Here is a 19,427-nt window from a genome sequence, read left to right on the forward strand (position 1 = left end):
CTCCCGGCGCTTAGAAGCGCGTGTTGATCTCAAGCTGCATGACGTCGATGTCGAACGGCGCGCCATACACCGCCTCCGAACTCAACCAGCGGCCGGTGGCGTAGACGTTCTTCGCCAGACCGTAATTGCCGCCCAGGAAGTAGCCCTTGGCGTTGGTGCCGCCGAGGTGGAACGACGAGTCGTTGAAGCCGTCCGGCAAGGCGTCCGGCTGGATGTACTTGTAGCCGGCGAACAGGTTCCAGTCGCCCTGCTTCTTCAGCTCCAGCGCATTGCCGAGGGTGAACTGAACCATCCACGCATTGGCGCCGCTTTCGATGTTGCCGTTGCTGTCGAGGTTGTTGACCAGTTGCCCGGCCGAACGCTTGCGCATGTCGCCTTCGTCGTAGCCGAGGTTGTGGATGTAGTTGCCCTGGCTGCGCAGCTTGAAGTCTTCCGGCAGGTCGGCGTCCCACACCACGTTGAGGTCCAGCAGGTTGAACTCGGAAGCGAGACCAACGAATTGCGGCTGCGGCGTGGTGGTCGGGTTGAGCGGGTTCGGCGTGATGTCACGCAGCAGGAACACGCTGTTGCCCTTCTGCATGAACGCCGCGCGGGTGCCGTCGCTGTCGCAGCCCGGTGCGCCGGCCCACGGTTCGCAAGGGCTGGAGCGCTGGCCTTCGATGTCGTCGAAGCGGTAGTAGGCCAACGCACCTTTCAAGCGGTTGTTGCTGTTGATCGCCCATTTGGCGCCGATCTGCGCGCCGTACAGCCATTTGTTGTCGCTTTCTTCCTTGTCGAAGCCGTTGCTGGTGGTGGTGTCGTTGGTGTAGTCCACCGGGAACGCGCCGACGGTGCCGAACACGCCCCAGTCGCGGCTGAGCTTGTGGTCGAAAATCGCCGCCACACCGTCGAAGTTCAGGTCATTGGAATACAGCATGTCGGTGGACATGAACGGGTTGGCGAAGCGGCCACCGGTCAGGGTCAGTTCATCCGACGGCTTCCAGGTCAGGTAACCCTGATCGAGCCAGATGTCTTTTTTCGAGAAGCCGCCGCCGAGGTTCTGGGTGGTCGACACCGGATTGTTGTCCGAGCCGGTGCCGATGCGGATGCCGGCGGTCCATTCCGGCGAAATCACCGCTTTCATGCCCAGCCGGGCGCGCAGGCGGAACAGGTTTTCGCGGTCTTCGCGGGTGTTGAGCAACGGCGGCAACGCGGTGCTGCTGTTGGGGTTCACGTCGTACGGGCCATTGTTGTTGAGCTTGGCGAAGTCGACGATTTCGTTGCTGTTGCTGCCCGAGTAGTAGCGCGATTCGTCACGCAGGCGAATGTCGCCGTCGAAGCTGATGCGCGACGCCCAGTCCGGGAAGGTGTTGGGCGCAGCCCAGTTTTCCTGCTTGGCGGTGGCCATGACTTCAGCCTTGACCTGATCGCGGATCTGGTCGCGCACCGCAGCCGGCACGTATTGCACCCGCACATCGCCCGGTGCGGCGACCGGCCCGGCTGCCACGGCAGTGGACGCCGCAGCCTGCTTGGCCTGGGCCGCTTCGTTCTGGGCCTGGGCGATCAGTGCGTCGGCCTTGTCCTGTTTCAGAATGCCCTGCTCGACCAGCAAGCGGATCAGATTGATCGTGGCGTTCTCCGAGGGCGCAGGCGCTGCCGCGGCCTGACCGACCAGGGTCGCGATGACCATGCCGACCGCCAGGGACAATCGATTCACGTTGGAAATCATCTGCACACAACTCCTTTTCATACAGCTTTATGAATTCGGTTAACCCGGACGCCGCCCTTGCAGGGACATGCGCACAGGCAAGGTGATGGAGGCCGGTGGCCGCTCGCTCAGATGCGGCGCGTTACGCAATGCGGCCAACACCTGACTGTCGATCTCGGGGTTGCCGCTGGACTTGATCAGCTCGACCCGGGTGATCTCGCCGACGCTGCTCAGCCACACATCGGCGTGCAGCGAAAACGCGAGGTTGCGCAGGTCGGGGTTCTCGCGCAGCAGCTTCTGGAAGGTGAACGCGAGGAACTGGCTGTAGGTGCCGTTGCCCAGTCGCCCACCGCCGGAACCGGCCATGCCGCCGCCCTTGCCCGCGCCGATGTTGAAGGCGTCACTGCCGCTCTGGGCGTCGCCGTCCATTTGCATCGGGTTGGCCAGATCGTCCGCCGGCGATGGCGGTGCTTCTTCCTCGGGCTTGACCTCTTGCGGCTCGGGCGTTGGCTCGGGCTCGACGATTTTTTCCTCGACCGGGGTTTCCGGCTCCGGCGGTTTTTCCGGCGGCGGAGGTGGCGGTGGCGGCAACGGAATGATCGTCGGCACCTTCGGCGCTTCCCGGCGGATGCCGCTCATGTCGTTGGCCCACTGCCACAACAGGAATGCCGCGACGGCGCCCAGCAGCAGCCCGGCGCCCCACTTGACGTAGCGCAGTGGCGACTTCTTCACCGGCAAAGGCTCGATTGGCAGTTGTGCAGTCATCACTCAGCCCTGCGTCGGTTTGCCGGTAACGAGACCGACCTGGGACAGTTCGAGCCGGCGCAGCAGATCCAGCACTTCGATGACCTTCTGGTACTGCACCGTGGCGTCGCCGCGCACGATCACCGGGAAGTCCGGGTTCTGCGCCTTCTCGATGCGCAGGCGTTCTTCCAGCTCCGGCAACGTCACCGGGTAGGCGTCGAGGAACACCTGGCCGCCGTCGTTGACCGAAATCGCCTTGGTCTTGGCCTCGGACAGCGACACGGCGGCGCTGGCCTTGGGCAGGTTGATCTGGATCCCGGAGACCTGCGCGGTGGCGGTGAGGATGAACATCACCAGCACCACCATCAGCACGTCCACCAGTGGCGTGATGTTGATGCTGTCCACTGCGGCATCTTCGTCATCGTCGTGGGAGGCATTTACAGACGCCATGTCAGTGCTCCTCAGGCCGGTACGGAGTGGTTGGCGTGATGGCCGCGCTGGTGCGCCGCTTCACTGGACTGGCCTTCGCCGTGCATCTCCGCCAGACGGGTGATGAACTCGTCGACGAACACGCGCATGTCGGCGCTGACTTCCTTGTTGCGGGTGATCAGGCGGTTGTAGCCAAACAGCGCCGGGATCGCGACGAACAGGCCCATGGCCGTGGCCAGCAAGGCTGCGGCCATACCCGGCGCGATGGCGTTGATGTTGACGTCGCCGGCCATGGCCGTGCCGAGGAACACCACCATGATCCCCAGCACGGTGCCGAGCAGACCGATGTACGGGCCGCCGGCGATGGCGTTGGACAGGGTCGAAAGTTTCGAACTCAGTTGCTGGTTTTCCCGGGTGCGCACACCGTCCATCGAGCAACGGATGGCTTCGATGGTTGCGGCGGAAACCGACGAGGTATCGGCGCCCTGCTCGCGGCGGGTGCGGATTTCTTTCACGGCGACCAGGTACAGGCGCCACAGCGACGAGTGCTGTAGACGCTGGGCGAGTTGGGTGTCGTCGGCGAACATTTCCAGACGCGTGCCGACCTTGGCGAATTGCACGCGGAAATCTTCGTTGGCGGCGGTGACGCGGCTGAGGGTGCGGTTCTTGCGCAGCATGATGATCCACGACTGGAACATCATCAGCACCAGCACCGCGATGATCACCCAGGCGTCCACCGGCACGGCGTTGAGCAGGAAACCGAGGCTGCCGAAACCGAAGCCGGACTGTTCTTCATCGACGCCATAGGCGACCAGTTTCGACTCGGCGCCCTGGGAAGTGGCGTCGGCCAGCAACAGCGGCGCCGGACGGGCGACTTTCGACAGGCGCAGTTCGTCGATGGCGCCTACGAACGGCTGGAAAGGACCTTCGTGCAGGTCGGCGCCGATGGCCATGACCGAATTGAACGCCGGCATCGACTGAGCCAGTGCCGCGCCTTCGCGACCGTTGATGTACAGCGTCACTTTCGCGCCTTCAGCGGTCAGAGCGACGTGCTGCCATTGACCTGGATTCAGCGGTTGCGTGGCTACGGCGCGCTGGCCATCGATTTCCACAAATGGCACGCCTTGATTCACCCCGACCAGCAGGCTGTTGGTCCCCTCGCGGCGGGCCAGGATCAGTTGCTCGCCATTGGCCTGGTCCAGTCGCAGCCAGGCGCTGAAGGTGAACGCGCTGCCGGCGTTGTGCTGCAACGACGGACTGGCCGGCAACAGCAGCGGCTGACCGCTGAACTGCAAAGCCCGCCCTACTACGCCGTCAATCGCGGCGCCGGTCGCGCTCTGTGCGGTGTTGCCGTAGGCGGTGGTGTCTTTAGCCGGAGTGCCGGTGGCGCCGTCGAAGTGATAGAGCGCGGTGTAATTCGGATCGAACGTCAGCTGGCCGTTGCCGGTCGCCGGCGCCTTCTGGTTGCCGTAGTACATCCAGATGTCCTGACGCTGACCGCCCTCGACATTCGGTACGTCGACCCAGATCAGCGCCATGCCCATCAACGCGTCGAAGCTTTCGATCTGGTGGTTGAGCACGGTCTTGTCATCGGCGGCGACGAAGCGCAGGTCCGAGCCGTCCTCTTTCACGCCGTCGAAGGTGAAGTTGCCGGTGTGCAGGCGCACCAGCAGCGCGGTGCGACCGAGGGCCTGATTGATCGCGGCGCCTTGCGGCGTGGTGTCGACGGCGATCTGTTTGCGGTAATGCCAGTCGTCCTGCCACCAGGCCTGAGCCGTGGCCGGGAGCACGAAGCCCAGGCAGATCAACAACGAAAGGAAAAGGCGCTGCATGGAGGTGCTCCTTGTTAGAAAGTGGCCTGAAGGTTGAAGTGCAGGCGCGATTCCTGTTTCGAGGTGTTCGGCCCTTCGAGCAGCGGATAGCCCCAGTCGAGGCTGCCGGACAGCCATTTGCTCAGGCCGGCGCGGGTGCCGAGGCCGACACTGGCCAGGGCGTAATTGGCGTCCTGGTCCGGCAGCTCGTCGCGCAGATACAGTTGCGCGCCTTCGGCGAAGGCGTAGAAGCGCCAGTCCTGCATCCAGCCGCCGACGTACTTGGCCAGCGACGGTGTGCGCAGTTCTTCGCTGAGCAGGAAGCCGTCATCGGCGGTGCGTTCGGCCGCCAGATAACCGCGCACCGAAGTGGCGCCGCCGGCGGAGAATTGTTCGTTGGAAACCAGCGGCCCCGACGCCAGCTGGAACGCGGCTTTGCTTGCGCTCTGCCAATCGCTGTCGAAGGTCAAGGTGAAGTTGGTATCGCCCTTGAGCACGGCGAAACTCGGGTTGGCGCGGTAGCGTTTGTAGTCGAAGTCTTCGTCGGAGCTACCGTAACCGAAGATGCTGCGAGTGGCCGCGACCAGGCTCAGGCCGAGGCCAAGCTGGCTCTTTTCGCTGTAGCGATAGCCGTTGTAGGCGAAGGTGAACGGCGCGTATTTGAGCGGCACCTTGTCGCTTTCGCCGGACAGGGTCAGGCGTTCGTCGAAGTCCTTGAAGTCGATGCCGGCCGACAGCGAGTTCGACCAGTTGCCGCTGGACGGGATCGTGTAGATCGCCGCTACGCCATAGGAATGGCCCTTGCCGAGCACGTTGCTGCCGCCGATGGTGGCGACGTTGCTGTCGGACTGGTAACCGGAGAACTGCACGCTCCAGCGCTCGGTCAGCGGTGCGGTATAGGAGCCGGACCAGACCTTGGCGTTATCGGTCTCCTGCGGTGCGGTGAAGAACGTCAGGTTGACGCTGTGCCCCAACTGCCAAAGGTTGTTGTAACCAAGACTGGTGACGGTACGCAGTTTTTCGGTGTCGGCACTGTAGTCGTTGTTCAGCCCCACGCTGGCGGTCCACGGGTTCTGGTCTTCGACCTGCAAGTCCACGTCCATGGTGCCGGGGCGCTGACCTTCGCGCACCAGCGGCATCACCTGCCGGCCCGGGGTTTTGTTCAGTTGCGCCAGTTCGCCCTGGACCTTGGCGAAGTCCGGCACCTCGCCTTCCTTCAGCGCCGGGACGTTGTCGCGGATATCCAGCGGCGAATAGTGTTTGGCGCCGACCACCCGCACCCGGCCGACCTTGGTTTCGCTGACTTGCAGGTAGACGATGCCGTCGGCCACAGCCTGCTCCGGCAACTCGACGAACACCGATTGGTAGCCGCGTTCCTGATAGGCCTTCTGCAAGGCATCCCGCGCGCCTTCGATGTCGCTCAAGGCTTTTTGCGGGCCGAGGAACGGATACACCGCTTCTTCGATGGCCCGTGCATCGAGCACGGTGTTGCCGCGCACGAAGTATTCGTTGACGTCCACCAGACGCTGCGCCGCTGCGTTCCCGGCTTCATCGGCGAACGCCGGCTGCGCGCCGGCCGTCACCAGCAGCCAGCCCCACAGCGCCAGCCGTGACGTGAAAATCTGCTCCACACTACCCCCTGAATTTCGCGATGACCTGTTGGCGCTCATGCGCCTTGCGTGTGCGTCAGTTACTGGCGTTCTTGATTGCTGAAGTGCAGGCCCCGTTGTGCTTGCCCAGCCAGGTGTGCAGCAGCGCGAAGTTCAGCGAGAACTCGGGCATTTGCAGCAGCGCGCCGCAGAACACTTCACCGATGATTTTCTGGATGAGCTGCACCGCACGCGGCTCGTTGAGCAGCGTGGCGATGTCGCGACTGAGGACGTTGAAGCTCCAGACTTTCTGGTTCAGGCCCAGGCCAACGAACCAGCGGAACAGCAGGTTGTAATTGAGCTGTTCATAGAGCTGCTGCTCGCTGGGCACCGAATACAGCAGTTGCAGGAGCAGAATGTGCATGACCGTCTGCGGGGCGATCAGCATGCCGGGTTGGGCATTGAGGTCGTGCAGGAGGTCGCGGTGGGCGTCGAGCAGGTCGTCGATCTGCGGGCGCAACAGCACCAGCGAATGACCCGGCGGAATGTAGCTGGAGACCTCTTTCAAGGCGCCCTGCCAGTCATCCTGCGACACGATCCAGACCCACGGCGCGCCGTAGCGATACACCGAAACCGGCTTCTTGCGCGCGGCTTCGACGATCTTCGACAGGCGTTGATCGAGTTCCTGCATGCCCACTTTCGAGTAGCGTTCCATAGTCCCCATTGCCTCACTCCCGGCGTCCCGCCTCGGCTTGTGAAAAGCGCCCAAAGGGCCCCTCAAGCGCGTTACATAGGCATGACCGGACTGGCGATGTGCTACCGAACTTTTGTCATAAAAGCTTAATTACAGAATTGGAGTGAGATCGATCGGGCACCACAAAAACCTGTGGGAGCGAGCTTGCTCGCGAAAGCGGTGTGTCAGCCGAGTAAAGGGTGACTGACAGGACGCCTTCGCGAGCGAGCTCGCTCCCACAGGGAATGGGGTTTGTTTTTGGTCAGGAGTAGACCGGCCAGGTATCGACGATCTTGCCGCCACGCACCGCCAGCAAGTCGCCGAATTGCAGGAGGACGGCTTCAGTCTGGGTTGGTCTCAGGAACACCTGATCCTCCACAGTCAGCCCCACGGCATTCGAACCGTTGACCATCTCCTGGTTCGAACTGCGCCCGTAAACGCCATTGCTCTGCAATCCTGGCGGCGATTCGAACTCGGCCATCCAGTTACCGCCGTAGATGAAAAAAGTCTGGCGCTGGTTGGTGTCCCACCACGAAAACAGTTTCGACTTGTCATCCAGCGCCGGAATGCTCACCGCACCCGTGCTTTTCAACACCGGCGTGGCGATGTACGCGGCCGGTTCATGTTCGACCAGCGACGGCAAGTCGTAATGGGTCGGCTTGAGCATCGCCGTCCCCACCGACACTTCACTGCTCAATTTTTCGTTTTCATGCATGCGGTAACTCGGGCTGCCGGCGGTGTTCAGGCACAAGCCGTCATGCCACAGCGCCGGATACTGCTGCCGGGTGAAGTCGACGCAGCGCTGATAAATCACCATCACCTTGGCAAACAGTTCCTCGGGCGAACCGAGAATCCCCGGCACGCCCATGCCCACGAACGGGTCGTAGCCCATGAACCCGGCGAACTCCAGGTGCTGCGGGTTGGCGGCGATCAGCGTGAGCATCTGCCCGAGCACGTTCAGATCGCTGACGCCGCCGCGGTGCAGGCCGACGTCCAGCTCGATGTTGATCCGCATCCGCGTGCCCAAGCCCTGGGCCAGCGCGAGGTATTGCTGCAAGCGTTCGGGGTTGTCGATCAGCCATTGCAGTTGTTTCGCCGGGTCGAACGGGCCTCTGTGGGTCTGGTAGAAAATCTCGGCGGAACGCACCGGCAACGGCTTGCCGAGCAGAATGTCCGACTGCGGAAACGTCACCGCATCGTGATTGAGAAACGGCTGATGAAACGACATCAGCCGCTGCGTCCCTGCCCGTTGGCCGATGTAGCTGAGCAGTCCCGGCGACGGCAGCGACTTTTCCACCAGCCGCAACTGCTTGCCTGCGCGTTTGACCGAGCGCATCACCACATCGATGTTGTGATCCAGCCGATCCAGATCGATCAGCAGCACCGGGCGCATCGGGCCTTTAGTCTTGAGTTCATTGTTCAGCGCCCGGAAATATTCGCTGTAAGGCCCGCCGCGATCTCCAGGCCTCAACCATACGCCAACACCCACCAGCAAAGCGCCAACACCCAAAGTCCCGAGCACGAAATTACGTCGATTGACCGCCATCAGCTCACCCCCAAGATCGACGACAGATGCCCGTTGAGAAACTTGCCGCTCGGGTCCAGCGCCTCGCGTACCTGAATGAATTCCTGCCAGCGCGGGTACAACGTCTGCAACGTCCGGGCATTCAGCGTGTGCAATTTGCCCCAGTGCGGGCGGCCGTTGTACTTCCAGAAGATCGGCTCGACGGCGGCGAAGAAGTTGTGGTGGTCCATCTGGTAATGCTGGTGGACCGAGATCGAGCAGCTGTCGCGGCCTTCGAACATGCTCAGCGGAATGTCATCGGCCTTGACGTAGCGGTACTCGATGGGAAACCAGGTACGCAGGTCCTTGTCGCGGATCAGCTTGAGAATCTCCCGCAGGCAGGCCGGGCCGTGTTCGGCGGGCACCGAATATTCCATTTCGTTGAAGCGCACAGTGCGCACGTTGGCGTAGATGTCGAACGAGTCGCCGACCCGGTCATCGAAACTCGCCAGATGCCGCAGGCTGTTGAGCAGCGAACTGCGCAGGTTCGGGAAATCGCTGCCGTACTTGTCGATCTTCTCGATCAGGGTCACGAACTCGTTGCCGCCCTCCTCTTCGGGCGGGATCGGTGGCGTGGGCGGGTCGGTGGTTTCGTTGAGGGCGATCGACAAGGCGTAGTCTGAATGGGTGACGACCAGCATTTCCCAGTGCTGGTTTTCGCGGGTGTTCTTGTCCAGGTCTTCGAGCAGTTCTTCGGTTTTGGCGATCCACTGGGTTTCCCGCAGGCGATAGGCCGGGCGGTTTTGCAGGCGGATTTTGGTGGCCACGCCGAGTGCGCCGAGTGACACCCGGGCGGCGTTGAATACCTCGGGATGACGCTGGCTGTCGCAGTCCAGCACCTCGCCGCTGGCGGTCACCAGTTGCATCCCGCAGACGTGTGCGGAATAGGACTGAAAGGTTTTGCCGGTGCCGTGGGTCGAGGTGGAAATGGCCCCGGCGAGGGTCTGGTAGTCGATGTCGGCCATGTTCTGCAGCGCCTGGCCGATGTCTTTGAGCGGCGTGCCCATGCGCGACATCGGCGTACCGGCGGCGAATTCGGCTTGCAGGGTTTTCGGGTCGTGGTCGAGCAGACCGTTGAAGTAGCTCAGCGACAGCAACGTGCCGTCGGTAGGCACCAGCGCGCTGAAGGAATGCGCCGAGCCGACCGGACGAATCTTGCCGGGGGCCTGCTGAATGATCGTCGTCAGTTCGTCCAGATTCTTTGGTGCCACCCGCGCCGCCGGCAGGCAACTCTGCCCGCCCGACCAGTTGCGCCAGGGAATCAGTCGCGGTGCGCGCATCAACTGGCCCAGCGCCGGATTGGAAGCCAGCGCGCTGAACGCACCGACGATGCTTGCCCGGTGCAAAAACTGCCGGCGTGTCAGATCTATCGGCATGCCAGGATCCTTATTGTGGGAGCGGCTGATCGGCCATGAAGCCGATCAACTGAAGGAATTGTTCTTCCGAGCACTCGACGCACTGGCCCATCGGCGGCATGCCGTTGTAGCCATTGATGGCGTGGTCGAGCAGCGTGTCGGCGCCCTGCTGGATGCGCGGCTCCCAGGCCTTGCGATCACCGGTCAGCGGCGCATTCGCGGCGGGGTTGGCGTGACAGAGCTGGCAGCTGTTGGCGTAGATCTGCGCCAGCGCCGGGTCGGAAGGCACGGCGCTACGGGCGATGCCGGATGAAGTCGGGGGTCTGGCGTCTTCGCCGCAACCGGCCAGTGCAACGGCCAGCATCAGCAGCCAGGTGAATCGGGATGCCCGCATAAAGATCCTCGCGTGAGGTGCCGCTTATTGTTGTGATCACACCTTAAGGCAGCGACGGCGGCGGGTTGAGGGCATTGCGGGCCAGTGAAGGGGGCATCCGGGGACAGTCAGGACTCGGCTCGGGACCGGGTACAAACACAAAACTCTGTCGAGGCTGATGTTGCCAGCCCTCTGCTCTGCGCCTTTGCGTGACATTCCCGTGACATTTGCGGGTTTAAATTTCAGTGAATTCAGGCGTATAACCTGTAAAGCCTTTTCCAATCGGCCCGCCGACATCTTCTACGGGGTAGCGACATGACCACAGCAAACATCCTTGGCAACCTGTTCCCTTCTGTCAGCGACATCCCGGAAAAATACCGCCTCGACGGCCAGGTCGAGCAACGCGAATACCTGGTCGATGGCGAGTTGCGCCGCTGGGACGGCCCGCTCGCCACCGTGCGCAGCCCGGTCTATCTGCATGGCGACAACGGCGATGAACAAGTGATCCTCGGCAGCACGCCGCTGCTGGATGCCGACACCGCCCTCACCGCCCTCGACGCCGCCGTGCGCGCCTACGACCGGGGCCAGGGCCTGTGGCCGACCATGCGCGTGGCCGAACGCATCCAGCATGTCGAGGCCTTCCTCGGGCGCATGCGCCAGCAGCGCGACGCCGTGGTGAAGCTGCTGATGTGGGAAATCGGCAAGAACCTGAAGGACTCGGAAAAAGAGTTCGACCGCACCTGCGACTACATCGTCGACACCATCAATGCGCTGAAAGAACTCGACCGCCGCTCCAGTCGTTTCGAGCTGGAACAGGACACCCTCGGCCAGATCCGCCGCGTACCGCTCGGCGTGGCGCTGTGCATGGGCCCTTACAACTATCCGTTGAACGAGACGTTCACCACGCTGATTCCGGCGCTGATCATGGGCAACACCGTGGTGTTCAAACCGGCCAAGCTCGGCGTGCTGCTGATCCGTCCTTTGCTTGAAGCCTTCCGCGACAGCTTCCCGACCGGCGTGATCAACGTGATCTACGGCAGCGGCCGCGAGACCGTCAGCGCGCTGATGGCCAGCGGCAAGATCGATATCTTCGCCTTCATCGGCACCAACAAGGCCGCCAGCGACCTGAAGAAACTGCACCCGAAACCGCACCGCTTGCGTGCCGCGCTGGGGCTGGATGCGAAGAACCCGGGCATCGTCCTGCCGGAAGTCGATCTGGATAACGCGGTGAGCGAAGCGGTTACCGGTTCCCTTTCGTTCAACGGCCAGCGCTGCACGGCGTTGAAAATCCTGTTCGTGCATGAAGATGTGGTGGACAGCTTCATCGAGAAATTCAACGCCAAACTGGCCAGCCTCAAACCGGGCATGCCGTGGGACAGCGGGGTTTCGCTGACGCCGCTGCCGGAGTCGGGCAAGGTCGATTATCTGCACGGGCTGGTGGCTGACGCGCAGAGCAAAGGCGCCCAGGTGGTCAACCCGAATGGCGGCGAAGCGCGGGCCTCGTTCTTCTATCCGGCGGTGCTGTACCCGGTGACACCGCAGATGCGCGTGTATCAGGAAGAGCAGTTCGGCCCGGTGGTGCCGATCGTGCCGTACCGTCACCTCGATACCGTGATCGACTACGTGCTGGAATCGGACTTTGGCCAGCAGTTGAGCATCTTCGGCACCAACCCGGTGGCGGTCGGCCGCCTGGTCGACACCTTCGCCAACCAGGTCGGGCGGATCAACCTCAACGCCCAGTGCCAGCGCGGCCCGGACACTTACCCGTTCAACGGGCGCAAGAACTCCGCCGAGGGCACGCTGTCGGTACACGATGCGCTGCGGGTGTTTTCGATCCGTACGCTGGTAGCGACCAAGTTCCAGGAACCCAACAAGGACCTGATCAGCGAGATCATTCGCGGGCGCGATTCGAATTTCATCGCCACCGACTACATCTTCTGAGGAGGAATCAGCGCTGAGCACTTTCAGCCCCCACCGCTGGCCGCCGCTGTTGCGGCGGATCCTGCGGCCGTTGCTCGACCCGTATCGACGTTATCGCCATGCACGCACGATTCACGCGGTGCGGGTGGCGCTGGGGTTGCTGGCGACGATCCTGCTGACCACCGGCATCAATCTGCCCCACGGCGAATGGGCGTCGGTGACCATGCTGGTGGTGATCGGCGGCTTGCAGCATCACGGCAACATCGGCAAGAAAGCCGCCGAACGCGCTACCGGCACCTTGATCGGCGCCGGCGTCGGTTTGCTGATAGTGGCGCAACAGGCATGGCTGGGCCTGCCATGGCTGACCTATTTTGCGATGGCGGTGGTGTGCGGATTCTTCTCGTATCACGCCATCGGCAAGGGCGGCTACACCGCCCTGCTCTCGGCCATCACCGTGTTCATCGTCGCCGGGCATGGCGACAACCCGATCACCGACGGGCTGTGGCGCGGGGTCGATATCCTGATCGGTATCGCCCTGGCCCTGGCCTTTTCCTTCGCCCTGCCGCTGTACGCGGTGTACTCGTGGCGCTACAACCTGGCCGACGCGCTGCGCGATTGCGCCACTGTGTACGGGCGGATCATCGGCGGCCAACCGGTGACCGCCGACGAACACTTGAAGTTGATGAACCGGCTGAACGCGGCGATGGTGCAATTGCGTTCGCTGATGCCGTCGGTGTCCAAGGAAGTCAAAGTCTCGATGACCGAACTGGACGCGATCCAGCGCAACCTGCGCATGTGCATCAGCACCCTGGAAATCCTCGGCAACATCCGCCCGGACGCCAACGACCCCGACGCCATGGCGCACCTGCAAGCGGCGCTCAAGGCCGAGCACCGGCATATTCGCGTGCAATTGATCGGCATGGCCCGGGCGTTGAAAACCGGTGCGTCCGGTCGATTGGGGCGTCCGGTGGAGTTGCCGGACGCCAGCCTCGATACGCCGGTCTATAGCCCGCTGGATGGCTACCGTTTGCTGACACGGCAACTGGCGGCCAACGTCGGTGAGATGCGCCAGCGCCTTGCGAAGACTGCGCCGCGCTGGAACATCTGAGGTTTACTGCGCGGCCAGGCGCCGCGCCTTCAGGCCCCAACCTTGTTGCATGCCCGCAGCGGCCAACAGGATCGCTGCCACGCCGATCCATTGCAGGGTTTGCAGTTGGTGGCCGAAGGCAAACCAGTCAACGAAAATCGCCGCAATCGGGTAGATGAACGAGAGAGCGCCGGTCAGTGCGGTCGGCAATTTCTGGATCGCGCCGTAGAGCAGCACGTACATCAGACCGGTGTGGACGATGCCCAGCGTCACCAGACTGGCCCAGGCACTCGGTGCCTCGGGCATCGCTGAAAAATGCGCGAATGGCGCGAGCAGCAACACCCCGGTGCAGACCTGGATCAGCGCAATCAGATGCGGCGGCGTGCCGGTCAGGCGCTTGATGATCAACGCGGCGATGGCGTAAAGAAACGCCGCCCCCAGCGCCAGCGCGATCCCCGTCAGGTAATCATTGCCGCCCTCGCCCTGCCCGCGGTGGGCACTGACGATGGCCAGCATTCCCATGAAAGAAATCGCCAGCCAGAACAGCTTCTGCAGGGTGATCTTCTCGCCGAGAAACAGCGCCGCCAAACCCACCAACATGAACGGCTGCACGTTGTACACCGCCGTGCCGATGGCGATCGAGGCCCGTGAGTAGGAGGCGAACAGCAGCACCCAGTTGCCGACGATTGCCACCCCGCTGAGCACCGCGAGCAGAAACGTGGTGCGGGTCAGGATGCCCGGCCGCAGGAACCCGAACGCGGTGCAAATCAGCAGCAAGGTCCCGGCGCCGAACACGCAGCGCCAGAACACCACGTCCAGCACCGGTTGCCCGGACACCAGCACAAACCAGCCAATCGTCCCGGATATCAGCATGGCGGCGGTCATCTCAAATGAGCCGCGACGGATTGTTTTGTCCATCATCAATCTCCTTAATGTGTGGCAAAAGTATGCCAAGCGCGACCGGGGCTTCTCCAGCGCAAAAAGCAGGCTAAACTCGATTTCTGCCTTTTTTATCAAGGGTGATTTGCGTCATTCGCCTAATGCGGGAGTTATTTGTATGACCGACGATATCGACCAGATCCTGATCGGGGCCTTGATGGAGGATTCGCGGCGCTCGCTCAAGGCGCTGGCGCAGATCAGCGGGTTGTCCTCGCCGAGCGTGGCCGAGCGTTTGCGCCGGCTGGAAGAACGCGGTGTGCTCAAGGGCTACACCGTGGAGATCGATCCCAAATGCTTCGGTTATCAGTTGCAGGCGATCGTCCGGGTGCGGCCATTGCCGGGGCAGTTGCAGGAAGTCGAGCGGCAGATTATGTCGATTCCGGAGTTCACCGAGTGCGACAAGGTCACCGGCGAGGACTGCTTTATCGCCCGCCTGCATGTGCGCTCGATGGAACAGCTGGATACCCTGCTTGATCGGCTGAATACGCTGGCGGAAACCAATACTGCGATCGTCAAGAAGACGCCGGTGAAACGTCGATTGCCGCCGATGGCCTAAGCGGCGTAAATTGAGTTTTTTCCGGCGAAGGATTGGCGGTATGAAAATTCAGGCAATGATGCTGACGGTGTTGATGCTGTCCGGGTGCGGAACGGTGCAGACCGTGGCATTCAGTGACAAGCATTCCACGGAGCAGTTGAAAGCGAACAAATCCTACTGCGGCGCTGTACCGCGTATCTACAGTGGCGTGACGTACGACTTCTGCATGCTGCACGCCGAAAAACCGGATGACGTCGATGCGTTCAACTACAAGAACGCGACGCCGGGTTTGCTGGTCGATGCGGCCGTGTCGGGAGTGCTCGATACGTTGCTGTTGCCTTACACGATCTACAAGCAACAGGCCGATGGCAGCATCGTGATCAATTGATCGCCTGCTCGCTTTTTCGCAGGCAACAAAAAACCCGCTTTCGCGGGTTTTCTGTTTATTGCGGTGCAGCGATCAGTCGTCGCGGCTCATGATGCCGAAGATCTGCAACAGGCTGACGAACAGGTTGTAGATCGATACATACAGGCTGATGGTCGCCATGATGTAGTTGCGCTCGCCGCCGTGGATGATGGCGCTGGTCTGGAACAGGATGCAGACCGACGAGAACAGCACGAAACCTGCGCTGATCGCCAGTTGCAGGCCGCTGATCTGGAAGAACATGCTTGCCAGCGTCGCGCCCAGCAGGACGAAGAAACCGGCGGTGATGAAACCACCGAGGAAGCTCATGTCCTTGCGGGTGATCAGCACGTAAGCCGACAGACCACCGAACACCAGTGCGGTCATCGCGAACGCGGAGCTGACCACTTCAGCGCCGCCTTGCATGCCCAGGTAACGGTTGAGGATCGGGCCGAGCAGGAAACCCATGAAACCGGTCAGGGCAAACGCCGACACCAGGCCCCAGGCGGAATCACGAAGCTTGTTGGTGAGGAAGAACAGCCCGTAGAAACCGATCAGCACCACGAAAATATTCGGGTAGCCGACCCGCATCTGCTGGGCCACGAACGCCATCACACCGCTGAATGCGAGGGTGAGCGCCAGTAGACCGTAAGTGTTGCGCAGGACGCGGCTAACCTCTAGCTGCTCAGCCTGCACGCTGTTGTGAACTGCGTAATCCTGTTCGCGCATGGCGACACTCCTGTTGGTTTGAAACGTTCAGTCGCAAAGATCATAACAGACGCTCTGTAACAAGCCATGCACAGAGTTTGACAGTGTGTTTCATTCAGGTATTATGGCGCCCGCAACGCAACGGAGGTGTGGCCGAGTGGTTTAAGGCAACGGTCTTGAAAACCGTCGACTGTAACAGGTCCATGAGTTCGAATCCCATCGCCTCCGCCATATTTAGTACTTCAAAAGCCCTGATTATTCAGGGCTTTGTCGTTTCTGGCTTCCAGGAATTTTACTCCTCTCCCTCAGGATGGTTTGCGCATCTTTTCGGTCACTTCCGCACCCCCTGCTCTTCCGACAAGGCGGCGCCCCCCCCCAAAAAAAAATTAGTTGTCTCCACCTCGCAACTGAGGGAGGCAGCTGTCTTCAACATGCAGTTTTCAGTCAAAAGCCGACAGTCCCAAAATCAAGCGTTCTGACGTCCGAAACCTGACGATTGTGTTCGGAATGTAGAAAAGTCTTTCCCTGATTCACTCCTGTTTCCACAAAACCCTCAAGCCTAAAGTTCGTCCTGCTAGCAAGATCAAACTTACTTCAGGAAATCTCATCATGAAAACTGCAATGATCATCGTCGCACTCTTGGGCTTCAGCTCTGTGGTAGCGGCACAGGACGGTACTGCCAAGAATCAACAGGTCGAGCAATATGGCTACGGCACCCACCTTGATGTCGCCAAGGTCATCTCTGAAGACCCGGTGCCGGATATTTGTGCAGTCGTACCGACACACATGACCTACCAGGATTCGCAAGGCAAACAACACGTACTGGCCTATAACGTCATGGGCCGCTGCAGCCAGGGCTAAGTAACCTGTTCGCCGATCATTGCGCCTCGGGAAGATGCTTCATCGAGGCGCAAATACCTTTCTGCCCCGCAGTGTTTCAACCGATAAGTGCTTTGGCCGTGGCTGCCAGCTGACTGCCAACCTGATCTTTCAACGTTTCGATGAAACGCGTGATTTTTGCATCGACGAACTGTCGCGAGGTATAGACGGCATACACGTTACGCTCGTAGGTATGGTAGTCAGGCAAAACCCGCACCAGCTTGCCGGAGCGCAGGTCGTCGATGGCCGTGAACCCGGCCAGCAAGCCAATCCCGGCACCCTCTCGAATGGCAAGCGCCATCGCATCCATATCGTTGACGCTGAAACTCGGCCCTGTCGGGATAAATGTCGCGTCCCCCGCCTTGCTTTTGAGCTGCCACTCATCCCGCGCATAGTCCACCGTACCCAGCAGCAAACACTGGTGATCACGCAGATCTTCAGGCGTCTCAAGAGGCGCATGCCGGGCAAGGTAGTCTGGCGACGCCACCAGAACACAGTGGCTGACACCGATCTTTTGGCTGACGTACGCGGAATCGGGCAGCGCTCGGGCGATCAGAATCGAGACATCCAGTTGGTCTTCCAGCAGGTTTGGCATTCGTTGCGAAAGCAGTAAATCCACGGACACCTCCGGGAATTGCTGGCGGTACTCCAGCACGGCCCGCGTGACCAGATGCCGAGCCAGCCCGGGAACGCAATGCACCCGCAGTGTTCCCCGAGGCTCCAGCGCCGCATTGCTGGCTTCGGCTTCGGCACTTTCCAGATCAGCCAGAATTTTCGTGCAGCGCTCATAGAACCGTCGCCCCGCATCGGTGACCGACAGGCGCCGCGTCGAGCGCTGCAACAGTCGTGCGTCGAGCACGTTTTCAAGCGCAGATACAGCACGCGATACGTTACCGACCGTGGAGTCCAGATGATTGGCCACGGCCGTGAAACTGCCCATCTCGACAACCTTTATGTACACCGACATGTTCGAAAGCTTATCCATCACGACCTTCCTGTAGATCTGGCGCTCACCCGTGATACCGCTTTTTTCAGGATGCTACACGGTCGGCCCGCAGCCCGATATTACCTCTGCGGACAACAATGATTCCCTTTGGCCCGACTAAATCAACGGGCCCTCCTTCCATAGACTTGGTTGCACAAGCTTCCTGATCTGGCTTTGCAGCACAGCCAATCAGGCACCGAGCTTCATACGAATCTCACAACCAACTGAAGGCCACATCATGAAGACTTCCTACGATCCGCTTTATCTTTTCATCGGTGGTGAATGGCTCAACGCCGAAGGGCGCGAGACTGTCGCCGTCGTTAACCCGGCAACCGGCCGGGAAATCGGACGCGTCCCACTCTCCACCGCAGACGATCTTGATCACGCCCTGGCAGTGACTCGACTGAGCTTCGAGCAGTGGCGCCAGACCGTACCCGACAAACGCGCAAAAATTCTAAAACGTGCCGCCGACCTGATCCTCGAACGTGCACCGCAGATTGCTGCGCAGATGACCCTGGAGGAAGGCAAACCGCTGGGTGAAAGCCTGGATGAAGTGACCCGCGCGGCGGAGTATTTCGAATGGTTCGCCGAAAGTGCCCGGCGAATCGATGGCCGTGTGGTCCCGGCCAATCGACCAGGCGTGCTGCAACTGGTCAAACGCCAGGCCATCGGCCCGGTGGCCGCATTCACGCCCTGGAATTTCCCGGCCATCACCCCGGCACGCAAACTCGCGGCAGCGCTGGCTGCGGGTTGCAGCGTCATTCTCAAGCCAGGTGAAGAAAGCCCCTCCACAGCGCTGGCCCTGGCGCGTGCACTCGACGATGCAGGATTGCCCAAGGGTGTGCTGCAAGTGGTCTTTGGCGTACCGGATCAAGTGTCCAGCCATCTGATCGCCTCGCCGATCATTCGCAAAGTGACGTTCACCGGTTCGGTGCCCATCGGGCGCCTGCTCTCTGCACGAGCGGCTGAAGGCGTGAAGCCCATCACCCTCGAACTGGGTGGGCACGGACCGGTTCTGGTATTCGAAGATGCCGACATTGAAAAAGCCGCCATCGAAGGTGTCGCCAATCGGTTTCGCGGGACCGGGCAAGTGTGCATTTCATCCACTCGGTTTCTGATCCAGCGTGGTGCCTATCAAGCCTTCGTTGATCACTTTGTCGCTGCGACCCAGGCCCTGCGGATCGGCGACGGCTTGCATCCTGACACCCAGGTCGGACCGTTGGCCAACCCGAGGCAATTGGCAAAGATGGAAGAACTGGTGGCCGATGCCGTCGAAAAAGGTGCGCGGGTATTGGTCGGTGGTGAAGCCTTGTCAGGCGAAGGCTACTTCTTCCAACCCACGGTTCTGGCGGATGTGCCGATGGATGCCCGCGTGATGCACGAAGAGCCTTTCGGCCCTATCGCCGTGCTGATGCCGTTCGATGAACTGGCAGATGGTTTGAAAGAAGCCAACCGCCTGCCCTACGGCCTCTCTGCCTATGCGTTCACCACCAGCGCTCGCACGGCCATTGACGTCGCGGACGGATTGGAGGCCGGGATGATCGGGATCAACCAATACCGCATCGTCGCTACCGAGCTCCCCTTCGGCGGGATGAAAGAAAGCGGTCACGGCTCCGAAGGTGGCATTGAAGGTATCGAGCACTATCTCACCCACAAATTCATCAGCCAGGTTTAAGGAGTTCGCCC

18 protein-coding genes and 1 tRNA gene are annotated in these 19,427 nt (G+C 61.3%); 7 read left to right on the top strand and 12 right to left on the bottom strand.

Annotated features, from left to right (window positions below; translation table 11 throughout):
* Window positions 1-10 precede the first annotated feature (10 nt).
* The 9 genes from PMI24_RS14435 to PMI24_RS14475 form a co-directional block, all read right to left on the bottom strand.
* Window positions 11-1,708: a putative porin gene (locus PMI24_RS14435; protein ID WP_007955107.1), complete on the bottom strand. Its 1,698-nt coding sequence runs from the start codon at window positions 1,706-1,708 to the stop codon at window positions 11-13.
* A gap of 39 nt (window positions 1,709-1,747) precedes the next feature.
* On the bottom strand, window positions 1,748-2,452 hold the full coding sequence (locus tag PMI24_RS14440) for an energy transducer TonB family protein (RefSeq protein WP_007955108.1): 705 nt from the start codon (window positions 2,450-2,452) through the stop codon (window positions 1,748-1,750).
* Window positions 2,453-2,455: 3 nt separating this feature from the next.
* Window positions 2,456-2,881, bottom strand: coding sequence for an ExbD/TolR family protein (locus PMI24_RS14445; RefSeq protein ID WP_007955109.1), 426 nt, complete (start codon window positions 2,879-2,881; stop codon window positions 2,456-2,458).
* 11 nt (window positions 2,882-2,892) lie between these two features.
* Window positions 2,893-4,692 carry a DUF2341 domain-containing protein gene (locus tag PMI24_RS14450; protein WP_007955111.1) on the bottom strand — a complete coding sequence of 600 codons (1,800 nt, stop codon included), beginning with the start codon at window positions 4,690-4,692 and terminating at the stop codon, window positions 2,893-2,895.
* 14 nt (window positions 4,693-4,706) lie between these two features.
* Window positions 4,707-6,302 carry a ShlB/FhaC/HecB family hemolysin secretion/activation protein gene (locus tag PMI24_RS14455; protein WP_007955113.1) on the bottom strand — a complete coding sequence of 532 codons (1,596 nt, stop codon included), beginning with the start codon at window positions 6,300-6,302 and terminating at the stop codon, window positions 4,707-4,709.
* A 55-nt stretch (window positions 6,303-6,357) separates the two neighbouring features.
* Complete coding sequence (locus tag PMI24_RS14460; protein ID WP_007955114.1) at window positions 6,358-6,984, bottom strand: transposase; 627 nt, start codon at window positions 6,982-6,984, stop codon at window positions 6,358-6,360.
* Between the two features lie 271 nt (window positions 6,985-7,255).
* A complete protein-coding gene (locus PMI24_RS14465) occupies window positions 7,256-8,464 on the bottom strand; it encodes a DSD1 family PLP-dependent enzyme (RefSeq protein ID WP_162130480.1) in 1,209 nt (402 codons plus the stop codon).
* Window positions 8,465-8,538: 74 nt separating this feature from the next.
* Window positions 8,539-9,867, bottom strand: a complete 1,329-nt coding sequence (locus PMI24_RS14470; protein WP_162130481.1) for a D-arabinono-1,4-lactone oxidase — start codon at window positions 9,865-9,867, stop codon at window positions 8,539-8,541.
* Window positions 9,868-9,943: 76 nt separating this feature from the next.
* Window positions 9,944-10,306, bottom strand: a complete 363-nt coding sequence (locus tag PMI24_RS14475) for a c-type cytochrome (RefSeq protein ID WP_007955117.1) — start codon at window positions 10,304-10,306, stop codon at window positions 9,944-9,946.
* Window positions 10,307-10,600: 294 nt separating this feature from the next.
* Here PMI24_RS14475 and PMI24_RS14480 point away from each other — a divergent pair, with 294 nt between their 5' ends.
* Both PMI24_RS14480 and PMI24_RS14485 read left to right on the top strand, forming a co-directional pair.
* Window positions 10,601-12,226, top strand: coding sequence for an NADP-dependent glyceraldehyde-3-phosphate dehydrogenase (locus PMI24_RS14480; RefSeq protein WP_007955118.1), 1,626 nt, complete (start codon window positions 10,601-10,603; stop codon window positions 12,224-12,226).
* Between the two features lie 49 nt (window positions 12,227-12,275).
* Entirely contained in the window at window positions 12,276-13,313 is a 1,038-nt protein-coding gene (locus PMI24_RS14485; protein ID WP_177323251.1) for an FUSC family protein, read from the top strand.
* Between the two features lie 3 nt (window positions 13,314-13,316).
* On the opposite strand, the gene PMI24_RS14490 is transcribed toward PMI24_RS14485, so the two are convergent.
* Window positions 13,317-14,210, bottom strand: coding sequence for a DMT family transporter (locus PMI24_RS14490; RefSeq protein ID WP_007955120.1), 894 nt, complete (start codon window positions 14,208-14,210; stop codon window positions 13,317-13,319).
* Window positions 14,211-14,349: 139 nt separating this feature from the next.
* On the opposite strand from PMI24_RS14490, the gene PMI24_RS14495 reads away from it, so the two are divergent.
* Together PMI24_RS14495 and PMI24_RS14500 are read left to right on the top strand one after the other, a co-directional pair.
* A complete protein-coding gene (locus PMI24_RS14495; RefSeq protein ID WP_007955121.1) occupies window positions 14,350-14,787 on the top strand; it encodes an Lrp/AsnC family transcriptional regulator in 438 nt (145 codons plus the stop codon).
* 40 nt (window positions 14,788-14,827) lie between these two features.
* On the top strand, window positions 14,828-15,154 hold the full coding sequence (locus PMI24_RS14500; RefSeq protein WP_007955122.1) for a YceK/YidQ family lipoprotein: 327 nt from the start codon (window positions 14,828-14,830) through the stop codon (window positions 15,152-15,154).
* Between the two features lie 72 nt (window positions 15,155-15,226).
* Here the strand turns inward: PMI24_RS14500 and PMI24_RS14505 are convergent, their stop codons facing one another.
* Complete coding sequence (locus PMI24_RS14505) at window positions 15,227-15,898, bottom strand: Bax inhibitor-1/YccA family protein (RefSeq protein WP_007955123.1); 672 nt, start codon at window positions 15,896-15,898, stop codon at window positions 15,227-15,229.
* 122 nt (window positions 15,899-16,020) lie between these two features.
* On the opposite strand from PMI24_RS14505, the gene PMI24_RS14510 reads away from it, so the two are divergent.
* Window positions 16,021-16,108 (top strand) — tRNA-Ser (locus PMI24_RS14510).
* Window positions 16,109-16,486: 378 nt separating this feature from the next.
* A complete protein-coding gene (locus tag PMI24_RS14515) occupies window positions 16,487-16,738 on the top strand; it encodes a DUF2790 domain-containing protein (RefSeq protein WP_007955124.1) in 252 nt (83 codons plus the stop codon).
* Window positions 16,739-16,814: 76 nt separating this feature from the next.
* Here the strand turns inward: PMI24_RS14515 and PMI24_RS14520 are convergent, their stop codons facing one another.
* Window positions 16,815-17,741, bottom strand: a complete 927-nt coding sequence (locus PMI24_RS14520; protein WP_007955127.1) for a LysR family transcriptional regulator — start codon at window positions 17,739-17,741, stop codon at window positions 16,815-16,817.
* Between the two features lie 238 nt (window positions 17,742-17,979).
* Here PMI24_RS14520 and PMI24_RS14525 point away from each other — a divergent pair, with 238 nt between their 5' ends.
* Complete coding sequence (locus PMI24_RS14525; RefSeq protein ID WP_007955129.1) at window positions 17,980-19,416, top strand: NAD-dependent succinate-semialdehyde dehydrogenase; 1,437 nt, start codon at window positions 17,980-17,982, stop codon at window positions 19,414-19,416.
* Window positions 19,417-19,427: the final 11 nt, after the last annotated feature.

Source organism: Pseudomonas sp. GM25, from assembly GCF_000282255.1.
In the GTDB taxonomy this organism is placed as follows: domain Bacteria; phylum Pseudomonadota; class Gammaproteobacteria; order Pseudomonadales; family Pseudomonadaceae; genus Aquipseudomonas; species Aquipseudomonas aphyarum.